The sequence below is a fragment of the Pseudomonas fluorescens group sp. PF-69 genome (genome assembly GCF_054481235.1).
On record NZ_JBTMNC010000001.1, the window covers coordinates 2,144,069 to 2,161,165 of the forward strand.

Sequence of the window (17,097 nt, forward strand, 5' to 3'; positions counted from 1 at the left end):
GGGCGTTTTTTTTGTGGGCGTCATTCTCTATGGCACTTTGATGCTCAAGCATATCGACAGTGAACCCTGACCAGCGGCGCGGGTCGATTGTGTGTGAGGCTCGCATGAGCCGACTTCAATCAGGAGCTGACCCCATGGATTTCATTCGCATCATCATCGCCATTCTGTTGCCGCCGCTGGGCGTGTTTCTGCAAGTCGGGTTTGGCGGGGCGTTCTGGCTGAACATTCTGCTGACGTTGTGCGGTTACATTCCAGGAATCGTGCATGCGGTGTACATCATCGCCAAACGTTGAGTTTGCTGCGCCTGGCAGATCGCTTTCGCGAGCAGGCTCGCTCCCACAGGGGAGCGAGCCTGCTCGCGAATGGGGCACTTGGGATCTTTATTGATTGCTGTGTTCAGCCCACCTGCTCCATCACCTTTCGATAAAACAACCACTCCTGTTCCAGCGCATGGGCCTGATTGCCGGCCTTGCGAAAGCCATGACGTTCGTCCGCGTAGTAATGGGCTTCGACGGCTATGCCGTTGTTCTGCAGCGCTGTGACCATCTCGCGGGTTTGCTCCGGCACCACCACCGCATCCAGTTCGCCCTGAAAGAAGATCACGGGCACGCTGATGTTGCCCGCATGCAGTAATGGCGTCCGTGCGGCATAGCGCTCGGCGTCTTGCACCGGATCACCGATCAGCCAGTCCAGATAATCCCCCTCGAACTTGTGGGTCGCCCGGCCCAGGGCGACAGGATCGCTGACCCCGTAGAGGCTGGCGCCGGCGCGGAAGACCTTGTGGAACGCCAGTGCGCACAGCGTGGTGTAACCGCCGGCACTGCCGCCACGGATGAACGCTCTGTCGCCGTCGATCAATCCACGTTCGACGAGGTGACTGGTCACTGCGCAAGCGTCTTCGACGTCGACGTCGCCCCAGCTCAAATGCAGGGCCTGGCGATAGGCTCGCCCATAGCCGCTGCTGCCGCGGTAGTTGAGATCGGCCACGGCGAAACCCCGTTGCGCCCAGTACTGAATGCGCGGATCGAGCATCGGGTAGCACGCCGATGTCGGGCCACCGTGGATGAACACCACCAGCGGCGGTTTGGCCTCGCCCGTCATCGCCGGGTAGAAGAAGCCGTGAGCCTCGCCCGAACCACTCGGGTAACGCAGGGTTTGTGGAAGGCTGATCTGCTCGGCAGGTAGCGGTGTGATGCCGCCGGCGAGCTTCTTCACCTCGCGGGTCTGGCGGTCGATGGCGATCACCGCTGACGAACTGATCGGCGATGCCGCGATGCAGTAGATGAACTGGTTATCCACAGCGAGATGACGGAAGCGGCTGTATTCGCCCGTGAAGTCCTCGTTGTTGTCGCCACACACCGCCAATCGGCCAAAACCTTCTTGCGTCCAAGTGGCCAGATAACCGGCCTCGCCCAGCGGCAGCCAGGTGCAGCCACCGAGTTGCCAGGGCGCGGGACCATGATCGGCAGCGGCACTGGGTAACGGGCTCAACCCCTCGGTGGATTCCTCCCAGGGTTGCCAGAAACCGCCGCGATCGGTCAGGCAAAACAAGCGCCCGCTGTCGTCAAATCGTGGTTGTTGCAGGGACTCTTGAGCGTCGTCACCGGCGACGCAACGGGGCGGTGCAAACCCGCCATCGGGCTGGCGTTCGGCGACCATCAGGCGCGTCGCCGTCCAGGGCTGATGCGGGCGATTCCACTCGACCCAGGCCAGGCGACGGGCATCCGGGCTCAGCGTTGGTGCCGCGTAAAAGTCCGCACCCTCGGCCAGCAAATGCCGTCCGCCGTCCGCCAGATCAATCGCCACCAAGCGATGTCGGTCGCGGTTCTCTTCTACCGCCAGCACTTGACCCTTGGCGAACTGAAGATCGCCATAACGGCACTCCCCTGATGTCAGCAATTCGGGCGACTCATCCAGCAGCGATTGCCGATACAGCTGCTGGTCGGCCTCGTTGACGAAAACGACGCCATCGTCAGTCAGACAAAACGCACCACCGCCATATTCGTACACCCGACTGCGAACACTGAACCCTGGTGGCGTCAGACATTTCGCCGTGCCATCGCGCCAGTGCCAGATTCGGCAGGCGCCATCTTCCGGGCGGTATTCGTTCCAGAACAGACCGTTGGCGCCGGCCTGTAGCTCGGCAAAGTCGATACCGGCGGCGACGGCGTTGGCCGCGCTGAAGGGTTCAGCTTTTGGCGATGAGGCGTGAGTTTCGTTCATTGCGAAAGGCCAGTTGGTCGATGGTCTGGGTGGCGTGCCCGGCTTCTTCGCGGGCCTGGAGGATCACGCCGTGATGGTGCGATTTGCTGCACACCGGGTCGGCGTTGCTTGCATCACCGGTGAGCATGAACGCCTGGCAGCGACAGCCGCCGAAGTCCTTTTCTTTCTCGTCGCAGGAGCGGCAGGGCTCAGGCATCCAGTCGTAGCCGCGAAAGCGGTTGAAGCCGAACGAGTCGTACCAGATGTGCTGCATGCTGTGGTCGCGCACGTTGGGAAATTGCACCGGCAGCTGTCGGGCGCCGTGACAGGGCAGTGCGGTTCCGTCCGGGGTGACCGTCAGAAAAATACTGCCCCAGCCGTTCATGCAGGCTTTCGGGCGTTCTTCGTAATAGTCCGGGGTGACGAAAATCAGCTTGCACGGATGACCTTCGGCTTCGAGTTTTGCCCGGTATTCGTTGGTGATGCGTTCGGCGCGTACCAGTTGCTCTTTGGTCGGCAACAGGCCGACGCGGTTGAGCTGTGCCCAGCCGTAGAACTGGCACGTGGCGAGTTCGACGAAGTCCGCTTCCAGCGCAATGCACAGCTCGATGATGCGGTCGATCTGGTCGATGTTGTGCCGATGGGTCACGAAGTTGAGCACCATCGGATAACCGTGGGCCTTTACCGCGCGGGCCATTTCGAGCTTCTGCGCGAAGGCCTTTTTCGACCCGGCCAGCAGGTTATTCACCTGCTCGTCGCTGGCCTGGAAGCTGATCTGGATGTGATCGAGACCGGCCTTTTTGAAGTCGCTGATCTTCTGCTCGGTCAGACCGATGCCGGAGGTGATCAGGTTGGTGTAGAAGCCCAGCTTGCGCGCCTCGGCAATCAGCTCGGCGAGGTCCTGGCGCACCAGCGGTTCGCCGCCGGAAAAGCCCAGTTGCGCCGCGCCCATCTCCCGGGCCTCGCGAAACACCTTGATCCACTGCTCGGTGCTCAGCTCCTTGCCTTGTTCGGCGAAGTCGAGAGGGTTCGAGCAGTACGGGCATTGCAGCGGGCAGCGGTAGGTCAGCTCGGCCAGCAGCCACAGCGGCAGGCCGATTTCGGGTGTGGGCGGTACTTGCACCGACGACTCAGGCAAGTTCGATCCAGTGCTGCGCACGGGCAACCTCCATGAATTGCTCGATGTCGTCACCGAGCTCGGGCACGCCGGGGAACTGCTTGTCGAGCTCATTGATGATCGCCGCGACATCGCGCTGACCATCGATCAAGCCACCGATCAGCGCGGCGCTTTCATTGAGTTTGATCATGCCTTCGGGGTACAGCAGCACGTGGCCTTTCTGCGCCGGTTCGTACTGGAAGCGGTAGCCGGGCCGCCAGGTCGGGGTCTTGCTGCGATCGAAACTCATAAGGTGATTCCTTTATGCCAGACCCGTTGTTCGGTCACGCTGTGATACGGCGGACGCTTGAGTTCGTAAGCCATGCTCATGGCATCGAGCATGCTCCAAAGAATGTCCAGTTTGAACTGGAGAATTTCCAGCATGCGCTCCTGGCCCTCGCGCGTTGTGTAGTGCTGCAAGGTGATGGCCAAGCCGTGTTCGACATCGCGTCGCGCCTGACCCAGGCGCGTGCGGAAATACTCGTAGCCGGCCGGGTCGATCCACGGGTAATGCTGCGGCCAGCTGTCCAGGCGCGACTGGTGGATCTGCGGCGCGAACAGTTCGGTCAGCGAGCTGCTGGCGGCTTCCTGCCAACTGGCGCGGCGGGCGAAGTTGACGTAGGCATCCACGGCAAAACGCACGCCGGGCAGCACCAGTTCCTGGGAACGCAGTTGATCCGGGTCGAGGCCGACGGCCTGACCGAGGCGCAGCCAGGCTTCGATGCCGCCGTCCTCGCCGGGCGCACCGTCATGGTCGAGCAGGCGTTGAATCCACTCACGGCGGATTTCGCGATCCGGGCAGTTGGCCAGAATGGCGGCGTCCTTGAGCGGGATGTTCACCTGATAATAAAAGCGATTGGCGACCCAGCCCTGAATCTGCTCGCGGGTCGCCCGGCCTTCATACATCGCCACGTGGTACGGGTGATGGATGTGGTAATAGGCCCCCTTGGCGCGCAGGGCGGCTTCGAATTCGGCGGGGGACATCGGGGTGTCGGTCATTGCGGTTCTCCGGGGGCAACCGATGGATTCTGTGGTGTCTGCACCGGCCTCATCGCCAGCAGGCTGGCTCCCACAGTGATCGCGTTCCCTCTGTGGGAGCCAGCCTGCTGGCGATGGACCGCGCAGCGGTCTCGGCTACTTACAAAACAATACTCATGCCGTCATACGCCACTTCAACCTGGCGCCGATCCAGTTCCGCGCGCTGCGGCGAATCCTCATCGAGAATCGGGTTGGTGTTGTTGATGTGGATAAGGACTTTACGCTGCGTGGGCAGTTGCTCCAGTACTTCGAGCATGCCGCCGGGGCCATTCTGCGCCAGGTGACCCATCTCCCGCCCGGTGCGGGTGCCGACGCCACGGCGCTGCATTTCGTCGTCGTCCCACAGCGTGCCGTCCACCAGCAGGCAATCGCTGCCGGCCATGATCTCCAGCAACGGCGCATCGACCTTGCCCAGGCCCGGTGCGTAGAACAGTTTGCCGCCCGTGTTGATGTCTTCAACGATCAGGCCGATGTTGTCCCCCGGGTGCGGGTCGAAGCGATGGGGCGAGTAGGGCGGCGCGGCACTGCGCAGCGGCAGCGGGGTGAAGCGCAGGTTGGGGCAGGCCGGGACGCTGAAGCTCTGATCGAGTTCGATGCGGTTCCAGGTCAGGCCGCCATTCCAGTGGGTCAGCATGTTGAACAGCGGGAAACCGCTGCTCAGGTCTTCGTGGACCATGTCCGTGCACCAGACCTGATGCGGACACCCTTCACGCAGCATGAGCAGGCCGGTGGTGTGGTCGATCTGGCTGTCCATCAGAATGATCGCGCCGATCCCGGTATCACGCAGGGCGCGGCCCGGTTGCATCGGGGCGAAGCTCTGGAGCTGGGCGCGGATGTCCGGCGAAGTGTTGCACAGCACCCAATTGACCCCGTCATCGGAAATCGCGATCGACGATTGGGTGCGCGCCCTGGCATTCAGGCTACCGTCGCGAAAACCTGCGCAGTTCGCGCAGTTGCAGTTCCATTGGGGGAAACCGCCGCCAGCGGCGGATCCCAGGATCTGGACAAACATGGAGGCTCCAATCATTCAACAGCTGAAAATAAAAACGCCTCGGCAAACCGAGGCGTTGGACCGCATGTTCTGCCTGGCGGCAGGACTCAACGGCTGGCGAAGTACATGGTGACTTCAAAGCCGATACGCAGGTCGGTGTAAGCAGGTTTGGACCAGGACATGGGAGCGCTCCTTCAGGTGATGGGACAGTTGAGATCTATACATATAGTCCACCTCCAACGGGAGATGTTCAGATAGTTAGGCAGCTATGTTACTTAAAATTTCACAATAATTGGCCGCAAATGTTCGAGAAAGTTAATTGCGGCCTCAGTAACGATCATTTTGTCACTTGCCAGGGCGAACCGGGGCAACTCCCGTTGGACAGGCAGCGCCAGCCGCCTTCGGCCTGTTTCAGGCGTTGGGCAGCGGCGATGAGTGTCGGTCGATCAACCAGCAGAATTGCCTGGGGCAGTTGACTCAGATAATCCGACGAGCGGCCCGCCAGTTTGCCTTGCCACAGCAGTTCGGCCGCTTGGGCGTCGGGCAATACCGTACTGGCGAATTGGTCGGCCAGGGTCTGGCGCAGGGCGATGAAGCTCTCGTCATCGATGTCTCGGATCATCGGCGGTAACCCGTCCAGGAACTGCTCGATGTGTTGCAGCAGTTCGACTGGCTCGACACTTGGCGATTGCACACCGAATAGCAGTCCGGTCTGCCCGTGCATCTGGCGCAAGGCACTGAACACCGCATAGCCGAGTTGCAATTCCACCCGCAGGCGCTGGTAGAACGGCGTCTGGCAGACGTGTGCCAGCAGGCGCCACGCGGCTTCGTCAGCGATCGCTTCGCTCGCGGATGGGCAGAACAGCAGCAACGCGTGTTCGCTGGTGCCGGTATCGATGGTGCTCCACAGAGATTGCCACTGGCTCGATGGCGGCGGTGTCAGCTGACTGTCCGGCGTGCCGGGGATGCGGCTCAAAGCCAGGCCCATGGCCGCTTGGGTCTGCGCCGACAGACCTATCGCCAGGCCATCCCAGCGGGCGCCTGACCAGAGTTGTTGCAGGTCATCCGAGCGTGCGCACGGTTCGAGGCAGCAACCGGGCAGCGCTTTGAGCAGCTGCCGAATGGGCATCAACGCTGATTCATCCTGCGAACCGTCGATTTCAGGTTTCGCCAGCGCTTTCAGCACATGCTCCAGTACAACGGGCATTGGCTCCTGCAGTCCGGTCATCTTCAGCAACCATTCATTACCCGAGGCGTTGAACGAGACATCCACACCCGCCTGCCGCGCCTCTTCGCGCAATGGTTGCAGATAATTGACCAGCCCCGATTGCAGGAGAGTGCCGGGTGCCGCATCAAGACGCCAACGCAGATACACCGCCCCTTGTGCACCGCTGTCCGACAACGCCTGGCTGAACTGCATGGGCGAGCGTTCGCGACGAGTGCGCGAGCGATCCTGGGCAAAGGTGCGCAGGCCACGGTGAGCGCTGGTCTGGCCACGAATCAGGCCGGCGTTGGGGGCCGGTGCATCGGAGCGCAGGAAGGGGTTGGGTGTCGGCAGTTGCCATTGACCGCTGAAGTTATCCACAGCGCCGATTTGATTCAGCACGTGCCTGAGGGCTGTCGCCCCCTGTTCGGATAACCCGGCTTCGAGTTGTTCGCTGTCCAGTCGGGCCAGTTGCAGGGCTGTGCTGATTTGCTGCTGGCGTTGCAGCAGGGTCGTGTATTCGGTGCTCAAGGCGTTCCAGTCTTGCCGGGCGAAAAAGCCCAGCCAATCCAGCAACTGCTCGCGAATCGCCGTTGAAGGCGCACCGGTACTCAGCGTGAATTCAATATGCAGCAAGGCTTGCCCGGCGAATTGATACAGCGGCGCCGCTTTCAGGTGGGTGGCCCAGCCCCGGTCGCGTAAACCGGCCAACAGCCCGCCGGGCTTGGCGCTGTTGAGCCAATGGCACAGGAACGCCAATGCGTCAGCCGATGAGTCGGGCAGTGCTTCGAGGGCGAACAACTGATGCAGGCGCTGGGCGTCCACCTGTTGATAACTGTTGTCGGCAGTGCTCATCAGCGGCGCAGGCGCTTGTTGGATGATCGCTTTGCCTGCGGGTATGGCATCAGCGAAAGCCTGGGCCAGCGCTTTCAACTCTTCCAGACTTTGCGGCCCCGCCAGGCTCAGCGTCATCTGTCCGGCTTGATAAAAGCGCTGATGAAAATCCTGCAAGGCGTGCTGAAACTCCGGCTGCAATAGCGGAAGGCTGTCGCGGTTACCGGCGTGAAAGCCGCGCAATGGGTGCGTTTCACTCAGCCCGTTGAACAGCGCCAGTTGCTGTTGGGCCGTGGCGTCCTGGGACCAGGCGACAAACTCGGCCTGCAGCACTTCTCTTTCGCGCTGCTGATCATCCGGATTCATGCGCGGGTGAGCGAGCATGTCCGACAGACGCTCCAGCCCACCGGCCAATGCCTGCGTTGGCAACTCGAAGAAGTAGTCGGTGGTGCGCTCATTGGTGCGCGCGTTGACCTGCCCACCATGACCCTGGACGTAGGCCATCAACCCCTGGTCCGCAGGAAAACGCTCGGTGTGCAGAAACAGCAGATGCTCGAGAAAGTGCGCCAGGCCGGGCCAGGCCAGCGGCACATCGTGGCTGCCCGCGGCGACTCGCAACGCCGCTGCGCAGCGCTTCAAATCCGGCGCATGACGCAGCGTCACCCGCAGACCGTTGGCCAGGGTTTCAGAAGGGGGGCGAGGGTGATTCGGCGCAGGCATGGGCACTTCCAGAACAGTGAAGTGCCAATGCTAGCGGATTAGTGCTTGTTCAGCGCGCCGTAAAGCTCGGGGCGGCGATCGAGGAGGTAGCGATTGGCGGCACGGGAATCGACCATCAACTGACGATCCAGCTCACCGACGATCAATGCCTCATCAAGGCCAGCCTGGGCGATGCGGCTGCCGTCCGGTGCGGCGATGCTGCTCTGGCCGCAGTAGTGGATGTCGCCTTCGTGCCCGCAGTAGTTGGCGTAGGCCACGTAACACTGGTTTTCGAAAGCGCGGGCGCGGACGGTGACGTCCGCGATGAAATCGAAGGGAATCATGTTCGCCGTCGGCACCAGGATCAGCTCGGCGCCTTCGAGAGCCAGGCGCCGGGCATTTTCGGGGAACTCCAGGTCGTAGCAGATCAGAAAGCCGAGCTTCCAGCCGTTGAGTTCAACGACCGGAAAATCGTCAGTGCCGGGGCTGAACATCGAGCGGTCGAGGTCGCCGAACAGGTGCGTCTTGCGGTAGTTGCACAGGCGTTCGCCATTGGCATCAATCAACTGCACGGCGTTGTAGATCTGCCCGTCCTCGGTGCGTTCGGGATAGCCATACAAAATGGCGATCCCGGCCGCCTTGGCGATGCGCGCGACCTGTTGCGCCGACTCACCGTTGTACACCTCCGCCAGCACGCGGACGGCATCGACGCCGATGTTGTAGCCGGTCAGGAACATCTCCGGCAGCACCAGCACATCGGCGCCTTTGGCCTCCAGCGCAAGCTGGTGCAAGCGTTGCAGGTTGCCCGCGACATCCAGGGGCAACGGTGAACATTGGTAAAGGGCTACGCGCATTTCGGATTCCTCTTACTCGGGCAGGGCGATCGGTCCGATCTCGTTGAACACATCACCTGGACCCGGATTCTCGGCGTGAGTTGCACCGCCGAAGTGTTTCATGATGCCCCATACCGCGTTGAGCGACGTCTGCACGGCGCCTTCGACCCAGGCCGGCGTCCACGAAACATCGTCACCGGCAATGAAAATCCCGCGCTGTTCTGCTGGCATGTCTTCCTGCATGAAGTGCGCGTACATGCGCTGGTTGTAGCGGTAGTGGCCGGGCAGGGCGCCTTTGAAGGCACCGAGGAAGTGTGGGTCGGCTTCCCAGGACACAGTGATCGGGTCGCCGATGATGCGCGCGGCGATGTCGACTTTCGGGTAGATCTTTTTCAGCGCATCCAGTGCCAGCTTCACGCGTTTTTCCACCGGGTGCGGGAGCATTTTCAGCGCATCGCTCATCCACGAGTACGACAGGCAAATCACCCCCGGCTTGTCGTCGCCGTTGTCGAACAGGTAGGTGCCACGGGTCAGGCGATCGGTGAGGGTCATGCTCATCAGGTCGCGGCCGGTTTCCGGGTCCTTGTCCTTCCAGAACGGACGGTCGACCATCACGAAGGTCTTCGACGATTGCATGTAGCGGGTACGGTCCAGGGCCATCCACATCTTTTGCGAGAACAGGGTTTCGTCGCATTCGATCTGGGTGGTCAGCAGCCAGCTCTGGCAGGTGGTCAGCACTGCGGCATATTCGCGGGTGTCGCCGTTGTTGTCGGTCACCGCAAAACGGCCGCCGGGGGCGTGGGCGATTTTTTTCACGCCGGAGCGCGGGGCGCCCCGGTGCAACGATTTAAGGCTGGTGCCTTCAGGCCAGTGCACGCAACGTTCCGGCACATGACGCCAGATCCCTTGCGGTACTTGCTCGACACCACCGACCACCAGGTGCTGGTGGTCGTCGCAGTTGGTCATCACCACACGGAAGATTTCCAGCATCGAGTTCGGGAAGTCGGAGTCCCAGCCACCGGTACCGAAACCAACCTGGCCGAACACTTCACGGTGATGGAACGACAACTTGGCGAATGCCTTGGACGTGGCGACGAAGTCGTAGAACGTGCGGTCGTCCCACAGCGGCACCAGGGTATTCCACAGTTCCTTGAGACGTGGCACGTCGCGGTCGCGAATGGCCTGCTGGATTTCGCCGAAGCGCGAGCCGTCTTCCAATGCATCGGCCCAGGCGTCAGCGACTTCCTGGAACAGTGCAGGAAGATCCGCCAGTTTCTGTGCGTAATGGGTTTGGCCTTCCAGGTCGATCACGGTGCTGCCCGAGGCCGGCGTCAACGGGTTGGGGAAGGGTTTGGTCTCAAGACCGAGTTTGTCGACATAGTGGTAGAACGCGGTGGACGACACCGGGAAGCGCATGCCGCCCAGTTCGGCGACGATGCCATCGGTGCCGTTGAAGGTCTGGGAGCGCAGGCGACCGCCCATCTTCGACGCTTCGTAAACCACTGGCTTGAGGCCGAGTTTCATCAGTTCATAAGCCGCCACCAGTCCGGCGATGCCGGCACCGACGATCGCCACTTCGGCACCATGGTTATGCTCGGGAATGCTGCCCAGCCCGGCCGGGTGTTCGATCCAGTCGTCGAAGGCGAAAGGAAAGTCCGGGCCGAAAATGGTGACTGGTTTTTTACCGTCTGCAGGGTGGCGATTGTTCTTGTTCATGGCTGACCTTACTGGCGTCCGGACGCGGGGTGCGCGTCTGAGTATAGGAAAAGATGCCGGCCATTCTAGAGAGCGTGGAACACGTTAATAAGACGCAAAGTGTCGTCGTTTTGCCATATTAATGATCAATATGACGATGGTGCTGCGCACACTGTCCACTGTGGGAGCGAGCTTGCCTGCGAAGAGGCCCGATCAGACAACGAGTAACGACGGGCGGAACCTCAAACCGGTTGCCCCCGATCAATCTTGCTGCTCAAGATGATCGAGGTCGTGGTCTTCTCCACCCCATCGACACTGCCGATCTGATCCAGCAATTGGTCCAGTTGCTCCGGCGAATCGGTCCGCAGCCACGCCACATAATCAAATTCGCCACTTACGGCACACAACTGCTGCACCTGCGCCATCGCACTCAGGCGTCGCAGCACTTCTTTGCCGGAGCGCGGCTGCACGGTAATCCCCACGTACGCCTGCAATCCGCCGTCGACCACACGCTGACCCAGGCGAACGCCATAACCGGTAATCACTTTGGCTTTTTCCAGGCGTGCCAAACGCGAGGTAACCGTGGTGCGTGCGATGCCCAGTTGCCGGGCAAGCATGGCCACGCTTTCGCGGGCGTTGATCTGCAGGGCCGCGATCAGCTGGCGGTCGATTTCATCAAGAACGGGCGGGCGAGTGTCAGGCAAAGGTTGTCTCCAACGGGACCGAGCAATGGGCACGCATGTTACCGCCACATCTCATGGAGCGGATGCTTGATCTAGGCTTACTACCGTTCATGCCATTTTCACCTGCGACAATTTGCCATAAGTAACTAGGTAGTACATTATTCCGCGCTTGTCACAAATGGGGATAATTTCCGACATGAATAATTCTGGGGCTGCCGCCGGCAGCAAATGGCTGCTGGCGGGGCTGGGTGTCCTGATTGCACTGATCGGGCTCGGCCTGGCGGGGGGTGGTGGCTACCTGATTTCACTCGGTGGCAGCGGGTATTTCCTGCTGATGGGCCTGGCGATGCTGGTCTCCGGCCTGATGATTGCCCGCCGTAAACCGGCAGGCGCCTGGCTGTATGGTCTGGCGCTGATCCTGACCGCGATCTGGGCCGTGTGGGATGCCGGCCTCGAGTATTGGCCGCTGGTCTCGCGCGTGCTGACCTTTGCCGTGATCGGCCTGGTCGTGGCGCTGATCTATCCGACGCTGGTGCGTGCCTCGGGCGCGTCCGCAGGGCGTGGCGCCTATGGGTTGGCCGGTATTCTGGCCGTCGGTGTCGTCGCCACCATGGCCTACATGTTTGTGCCGACCCATGTGGTCAAGGCCACCACCGAACCAGCCATCACGCCGGTCGCGCCGGGCACCGAGCAGAAAGACTGGGCGCACTGGGGCAACACCACCGCCGGCAACCGCTTTGCCGCGCTGGACCAGATCAACAAGGGCAACATCGACAAATTGCAGGTGGCCTGGACCTTCCGTACCGGCGATATCCCGCAAAGCACCGGCGCCGGTGCCGAAGACCAGAACACCCCGCTGCAAATCGGTGACACGGTCTACACCTGCACCGCCTACGGCAAAGTCTTCGCCCTGGATGCCGACACCGGCGCCCAGCGCTGGAAGTTCGACCCGCAAGGCTCCGCGCCGAACTGGCAGCGTTGCCGTGGCCTGGGCTATTCCGAAGCCCCGGCACCTGCAGGTGCTCAGCCAACGGCCTGTACGAAACGTCTGTTCCTGCCGACCGGCGATGCGCGTTTGATCGCCATCAATGCCGAAACCGGCAAGCCTTGCGAAGAGTTCGGCAACCAAGGCACGGTCGACCTGAAAACCGACATGGGTGAAGTGAAGCCCGGTTACTACCAGCAGACCTCGACGCCATTGGTCGCCGGAGACGTGGTGATCGTCGGTGGTCGCGTGGCCGACAACTATTCCACCGGCGAACCGCCAGGCGTGGTCCGTGCCTACGACGTGCGCAGCGGCGAACTGGTGTGGGCGTGGGATCCGGGCAACCCGAACACCACCAAACGCCCGCCAGCGGGTGAGACGTATACCCGTGGCACGCCGAACGTGTGGTCGGCCATGTCCTACGACGCCAAGCTCGGCCTGGTCTACTTGCCAACCGGCAACGCCACCCCGGACTTCTTCGGCGGCCAGCGTACCGAGTTCGACGACAAGTGGAACTCCTCCATCGTCGCCGTCGACGTGAAGACCGGTCAGGTGCGCTGGCACTTCCAGACCACTCACCACGATCTGTGGGACTTCGACCTGCCGGCACAACCGCTGCTGTACGACGTGCCGGACGATAAGGGCGGTATGCAGCCGGCCCTGGCGCAAGTCACCAAACAGGGCGAGATTTTCCTGCTCAACCGCGCAACCGGCGTACCGATTGCGCGCGTTGAAGAACGTCCGGTACCCCAGGGCCATGTGCCTGGCGAACGCTACTCGCCGACCCAGCCGTTCTCGGTGGACATGCCTTCGATCGGCAACAAGACCCTGACCGAATCCGACATGTGGGGCGCCACGCCGTTCGACCAGTTGATGTGCCGTATCCAGTTCAAGGGCATGCGCCACGAAGGCGTCTACACCCCGCCAGGTATGGACCGCGCGCTGCAATTCCCGGGCTCGTTGGGTGGCATGAACTGGGGCAGCGTCTCGGTGGATCCGCACACGAACTACATGTTCGTCAACGACATGCGCCTGGGCCTGGCCAACTACATGATCCCGCGCGCCAAGATCGGCGCCGGGGCCAGCGGCATCGAAATGGGCGTGGTACCGCAGGAAGGCACGCCATTCGGCGCCATGCGCGAACGCTTCCTTTCGGCGGTCGGCATTCCGTGCCAGAAACCACCGTTCGGCACCATGTCCGCCATCGACCTCAAGACCCACAAACTGATGTGGCAAGTCCCGGTCGGCACCGTGCAAGACACCGGCCCGCTGGGCATTCGCATGCACCTGCCGATCCCGATCGGCATGCCGACCCTCGGCGCTTCGCTCGCGACCCAGTCCGGCCTGCTGTTCTTCGCCGGCACCCAGGACTTCTACCTGCGCGCCTTCGATACCGGCAACGGCAATGAGATCTGGAAGTCGCGTCTGCCAGTGGGCAGTCAGTCCGGGCCGATGACGTATGTTTCGCCGAAAACCGGCAAGCAGTACATCCTGCTGACGGTGGGCGGTGCGCGTCAGTCGACCGATCGTGGGGACTATGTGATTGCGTATGCGTTGCCCAAATAAGGTCTGACGTTTGACTCGGAAAAGCCGCGCCATTGCGCGGCTTTTTTCTGGGCGAAAGAACGTCTGTGGAGATCGGCTAGGATTGATGCAGTCGAGAGTGCGAGGGGAAGGACATGACGACAAAACTGCCTGCCGCTGTACGGGATCGTGCATTGCAGATCGCCCATCACGAAATGGGCCACTACGTCGTGGCCCGTGCCCTGGGCTTTGAAACAGGTGGCGTCACCCTGACCGTGACCATGGATTTGCGGCACAAAGGGGGCGCGACCATCAATCTGGTTCGGCCCATCTCGTCGATGGACGCCATGAGGGCCTATCTGGAAGCCCGGATCATCATGCTTTTCGCAGGCGCGATGGCCCAGACGTTACCTTCAGCACCTGTCGGCGCAAAACGCGTCGACCTGTCGGACGCTGCAGCCATCCTCAACGGGGCGCTCGGTGCTGAGCGGGACGACGCAAAAATCAGGGAGCTGCGGCACCTGCTGCGCAACATCACCTATCCCGATACAGGCCTCACATCACCTGACCGCATCGCGACCGAACTGAAAGCGATCAATGATCGCTTGTGGCTGCGGGCTCAAGAAATGGTGGAGGCTTTGGCCGAGACCATTACAGGGTTGGGCGCTGCGGTGGTGGATCGTATGGTTCTAGTGGAGCAGTGGGGGAGGCCTGCGGATACGTATGAAGTGGTGTTGACGGGCGAGAGGCTTGAGCGGAGTTGGCCGGTACGCTGAAACGCGGCGAATCCATGGCAGGAGCGAGCTTGCTCGCGAAGGTCGTAAACGATAAACGCGAAAAACCAGCTATTCACCGTCGCCTGTGGTGTCTTCGCGAGCGGGTTCGCTCCTACCCGTTCACTGGCCTGCGTTGCTGCTTGGTTGAACAGGCCGTCGCGTTAATACCTTCACCACATCATCAATCACCGCTTTGCTCATCGTCGTCAGGTAGTGCGCGGCCCAGGCGTGGCGGTCGCTGTCTTGGGCGTAGGCGGCATCGACAGCCAGAGACTTGGCGAGGAACAGCAGATTGGAGGCCTGGGCCAGGGCGTCGGCGATGGGGACGCCGCGACAGACATGGAACAGGGGTTGGTCCGAGCAGTAGAGGAAGGGGGTGAAGCCGACGGTTTTCAGTTCTGAAGTGGCGGAAGAATCTGTTTTAGTCATGGTGCTGCTCCAAGGTTTGAGGAGCTGCCACTTTCGTTACCACACGAAAGGGGGTGGCAGCTGTACGCAGGGTGGTAAACCGGGAACCAAGGAAACCGGCACGCCCGAAGGCGTCCCACGCACAGCCGCCATAACTGAAGATCGCAGGCATAAATGCTTGTGTTCAGGATGGGAGGCGCTGTTGCGCTGGTTTCTCCGGGTTACCACACCCGATCGCTGAATGATCAGCGACGGCCGGAGAGTATCCCGTCGAAGAAAAGCGCAACAAGACGGCAAAGTGCCCAAACGCAAGATTCGGAGTTTGCCTACAAGGTCCTACGGCGTCATCCGATATTGCGACACCTTAAGTAAACGAAATTAAACGCAGCAAGCGATAACGATCGAGAGCTTTGCCCGTTGAGCGATAAAAACGCCCGGACACGAAAAAGCCGCGCAATGCGCGGCTTTCTTGTTTGGTGGGCCCACACGGACTTGAACCGTGGACCAAAGGATTATGAGTCCTAAAAATAGTCACCAGAACGCCACGCAACTACGCGCAAAGCGTGCTATTTCAAAGGTTAGCCGTAGTTGCGTGGAGTTGCAATGCGTTCTATTGAGGTACGTTACGTACCTTGCGACGTACCTCATGGATAGCTGAATTAGCAACAAAGGAGCTGCGATGCTTGTTTACAAATATATGACCTTGCAAGGGTTAGATGCGTGCTTGAACCAACGAACGATTAGGTTTACGAAGCCGGTCAACTTTAACGACCCCTTTGACTGCGCAGCCGCAGCAGCAGCAGAGGTGGCTGTGGAAGGGTTGAACATACTGAACATACACACCGCTGGCTCGACTAATGCCGACAAGCTTTTCACGATCAGAAATGGAATAGGCATCCTTTCCCTGACTCGAAATCCGCTCAACCCCCTGATGTGGGCACATTATGGCGAGAATCACAGGGGTGGCGTGATAGCTATAGACACCGAGGAGGCAGGCCTCGAATGCACAGAGGCAAACATTATCCCTGCCAGCGCTGGCAATGTGATCTACACAACCGTCAGGCCTAGCGTGGATGACGACCATCTCCCTCGCCACGACGAAATCACGGCACAGCTTGATAGGCTGATGCTTGAAAGACTGTTCCTCTACAAATCCTTGCATTGGTCATACGAAGAGGAGATCAGGGTGGCACGCCATGTTGACTACACGCCGCAAGTGCGGCACCAAGACTTCGTGGTCCCTAGTTCCGCCATTAAAGCTGTCTACCTAGGCGCTAAATATTTTCCCGCCCTGATAGATGATTGGGACCTCCAGTTACCACGAGTTCACTTAAAGCACCAAAAATACGAGATCTACCTTTGCCACCAAGATCGCCGGACCTGGGACCTACATGCAGAGCGATATGATCCCGAATTGCCTATCGCTTAATGCGGCTGGTCGCCAAGGACTCAGCGATGCCGGCCCTTGTCATTTCTGGTCGGGGTTACATTGGGGGGACGGTGGGCGGTCAGTCTTTTTCTAGATACTTGGGCGGTGGGATGTAGAAGGTGCCGTCCGCGCGCAAGTGATCGTAGGTGTCAACCAGATGGATACGAGAACCTCGATTAGGCCACTCGAAATGGAGGACCACGTCGCTAGTTTTGTACTTGCCGTGTACTGCCCTGTAGTCCGGGATACCTATATGGTAATGCCACAGACTGTTCTGGACGGTGTAAATGTACACCGGATCTGTGGATGCAAGATTTGACCACGAAGGTGAGATTTTACCTTCAAATCGCGTAAAGTCCCCGAGGCCATGCAGTTGAAATTTCTGAGCGAAAGTCAGAACAGCATTCTGCTGGGGCATCGGGTAATTGGCGAATTCGACAGCGAACTGCTTGTTGAAGTGAACGGAGTACGTCAATCTCACATCCTTGCTGAAGGCCTAGCGTTACTTTGCTTTTTTGGCCACTGCGAGAATGTGCTCGCGCATTTCGTCCAAGGATAGACCACGTGGGAGCTCGTACGAAGGCGTTTGTCGGGCCGCATGCATCCGATCAAGGTCGATACCGACCACGACTTCACGATT

Annotated in this window: 15 protein-coding genes; 4 read left to right on the forward strand and 11 right to left on the reverse strand. The window is 60.5% G+C overall.

Annotation, left to right across the window (positions count from 1 at the left end):
* Window positions 1-134 precede the first annotated feature (134 nt).
* Window positions 135-293, forward strand: a complete 159-nt coding sequence (locus tag ACX3YF_RS09805; RefSeq protein WP_003228885.1) for a YqaE/Pmp3 family membrane protein — start codon at window positions 135-137, stop codon at window positions 291-293.
* Window positions 294-396: 103 nt separating this feature from the next.
* Here ACX3YF_RS09805 and ACX3YF_RS09810 read toward each other — a convergent pair whose 3' ends face one another.
* From ACX3YF_RS09810 to ACX3YF_RS09855, 10 genes are all read right to left on the reverse strand, one after another.
* On the reverse strand, window positions 397-2,223 hold the full coding sequence (locus ACX3YF_RS09810) for a S9 family peptidase (protein WP_458973681.1): 1,827 nt from the start codon (window positions 2,221-2,223) through the stop codon (window positions 397-399).
* The gene (gene pqqE / locus ACX3YF_RS09815) at window positions 2,189-3,325 is read right to left on the reverse strand and encodes a pyrroloquinoline quinone biosynthesis protein PqqE (RefSeq protein WP_448647749.1); all 1,137 of its coding nucleotides are present in this window, start codon (window positions 3,323-3,325) and stop codon (window positions 2,189-2,191) included. Before pqqE ends, ACX3YF_RS09810 begins: the two co-directional genes overlap by 35 nt.
* A 7-nt stretch (window positions 3,326-3,332) precedes the next feature.
* A complete protein-coding gene (gene pqqD / locus ACX3YF_RS09820; protein ID WP_021784513.1) occupies window positions 3,333-3,608 on the reverse strand; it encodes a pyrroloquinoline quinone biosynthesis peptide chaperone PqqD in 276 nt (91 codons plus the stop codon).
* Window positions 3,605-4,357 (reverse strand): pyrroloquinoline-quinone synthase PqqC, encoded by a 753-nt coding sequence (gene pqqC / locus ACX3YF_RS09825; RefSeq protein ID WP_448647505.1) that lies wholly within the window; start codon window positions 4,355-4,357, stop codon window positions 3,605-3,607. The genes pqqD and pqqC overlap by 4 nt, the downstream gene beginning before the upstream one ends.
* 139 nt (window positions 4,358-4,496) lie before the next feature.
* Entirely contained in the window at window positions 4,497-5,408 is a 912-nt protein-coding gene (gene pqqB / locus ACX3YF_RS09830; protein ID WP_047534191.1) for a pyrroloquinoline quinone biosynthesis protein PqqB, read from the reverse strand.
* 86 nt (window positions 5,409-5,494) lie between these two features.
* On the reverse strand, window positions 5,495-5,569 hold the full coding sequence (gene pqqA, locus ACX3YF_RS09835; RefSeq protein WP_009045898.1) for a pyrroloquinoline quinone precursor peptide PqqA: 75 nt from the start codon (window positions 5,567-5,569) through the stop codon (window positions 5,495-5,497).
* A gap of 155 nt (window positions 5,570-5,724) precedes the next feature.
* A complete protein-coding gene (gene pqqF / locus ACX3YF_RS09840; RefSeq protein ID WP_458973682.1) occupies window positions 5,725-8,145 on the reverse strand; it encodes a pyrroloquinoline quinone biosynthesis protein PqqF in 2,421 nt (806 codons plus the stop codon).
* A gap of 38 nt (window positions 8,146-8,183) precedes the next feature.
* Window positions 8,184-8,978 carry a carbon-nitrogen hydrolase family protein gene (locus ACX3YF_RS09845; RefSeq protein WP_458973683.1) on the reverse strand — a complete coding sequence of 265 codons (795 nt, stop codon included), beginning with the start codon at window positions 8,976-8,978 and terminating at the stop codon, window positions 8,184-8,186.
* Window positions 8,979-8,990: 12 nt separating this feature from the next.
* The gene (locus ACX3YF_RS09850; protein WP_047534184.1) at window positions 8,991-10,673 is read right to left on the reverse strand and encodes a flavin monoamine oxidase family protein; all 1,683 of its coding nucleotides are present in this window, start codon (window positions 10,671-10,673) and stop codon (window positions 8,991-8,993) included.
* Window positions 10,674-10,894: 221 nt separating this feature from the next.
* A complete protein-coding gene (locus tag ACX3YF_RS09855; protein WP_007980298.1) occupies window positions 10,895-11,356 on the reverse strand; it encodes an Lrp/AsnC family transcriptional regulator in 462 nt (153 codons plus the stop codon).
* Between the two features lie 175 nt (window positions 11,357-11,531).
* On the opposite strand from ACX3YF_RS09855, the gene ACX3YF_RS09860 reads away from it, so the two are divergent.
* Both ACX3YF_RS09860 and ACX3YF_RS09865 read left to right on the forward strand, forming a co-directional pair.
* Window positions 11,532-13,886: a glucose/quinate/shikimate family membrane-bound PQQ-dependent dehydrogenase gene (locus tag ACX3YF_RS09860; protein WP_130209596.1), complete on the forward strand. Its 2,355-nt coding sequence runs from the start codon at window positions 11,532-11,534 to the stop codon at window positions 13,884-13,886.
* A 113-nt stretch (window positions 13,887-13,999) separates the two neighbouring features.
* A complete protein-coding gene (locus ACX3YF_RS09865; protein ID WP_130209594.1) occupies window positions 14,000-14,620 on the forward strand; it encodes a peptidase M41 in 621 nt (206 codons plus the stop codon).
* Between the two features lie 120 nt (window positions 14,621-14,740).
* On the opposite strand, the gene ACX3YF_RS09870 is transcribed toward ACX3YF_RS09865, so the two are convergent.
* Window positions 14,741-15,049: a DUF3077 domain-containing protein gene (locus tag ACX3YF_RS09870; RefSeq protein WP_458973684.1), complete on the reverse strand. Its 309-nt coding sequence runs from the start codon at window positions 15,047-15,049 to the stop codon at window positions 14,741-14,743.
* Window positions 15,050-15,707: 658 nt separating this feature from the next.
* On the opposite strand from ACX3YF_RS09870, the gene ACX3YF_RS09875 reads away from it, so the two are divergent.
* Entirely contained in the window at window positions 15,708-16,457 is a 750-nt protein-coding gene (locus tag ACX3YF_RS09875) for a DUF2971 domain-containing protein (RefSeq protein WP_458973685.1), read from the forward strand.
* The last annotated feature ends 640 nt before the right edge of the window (window positions 16,458-17,097 follow it).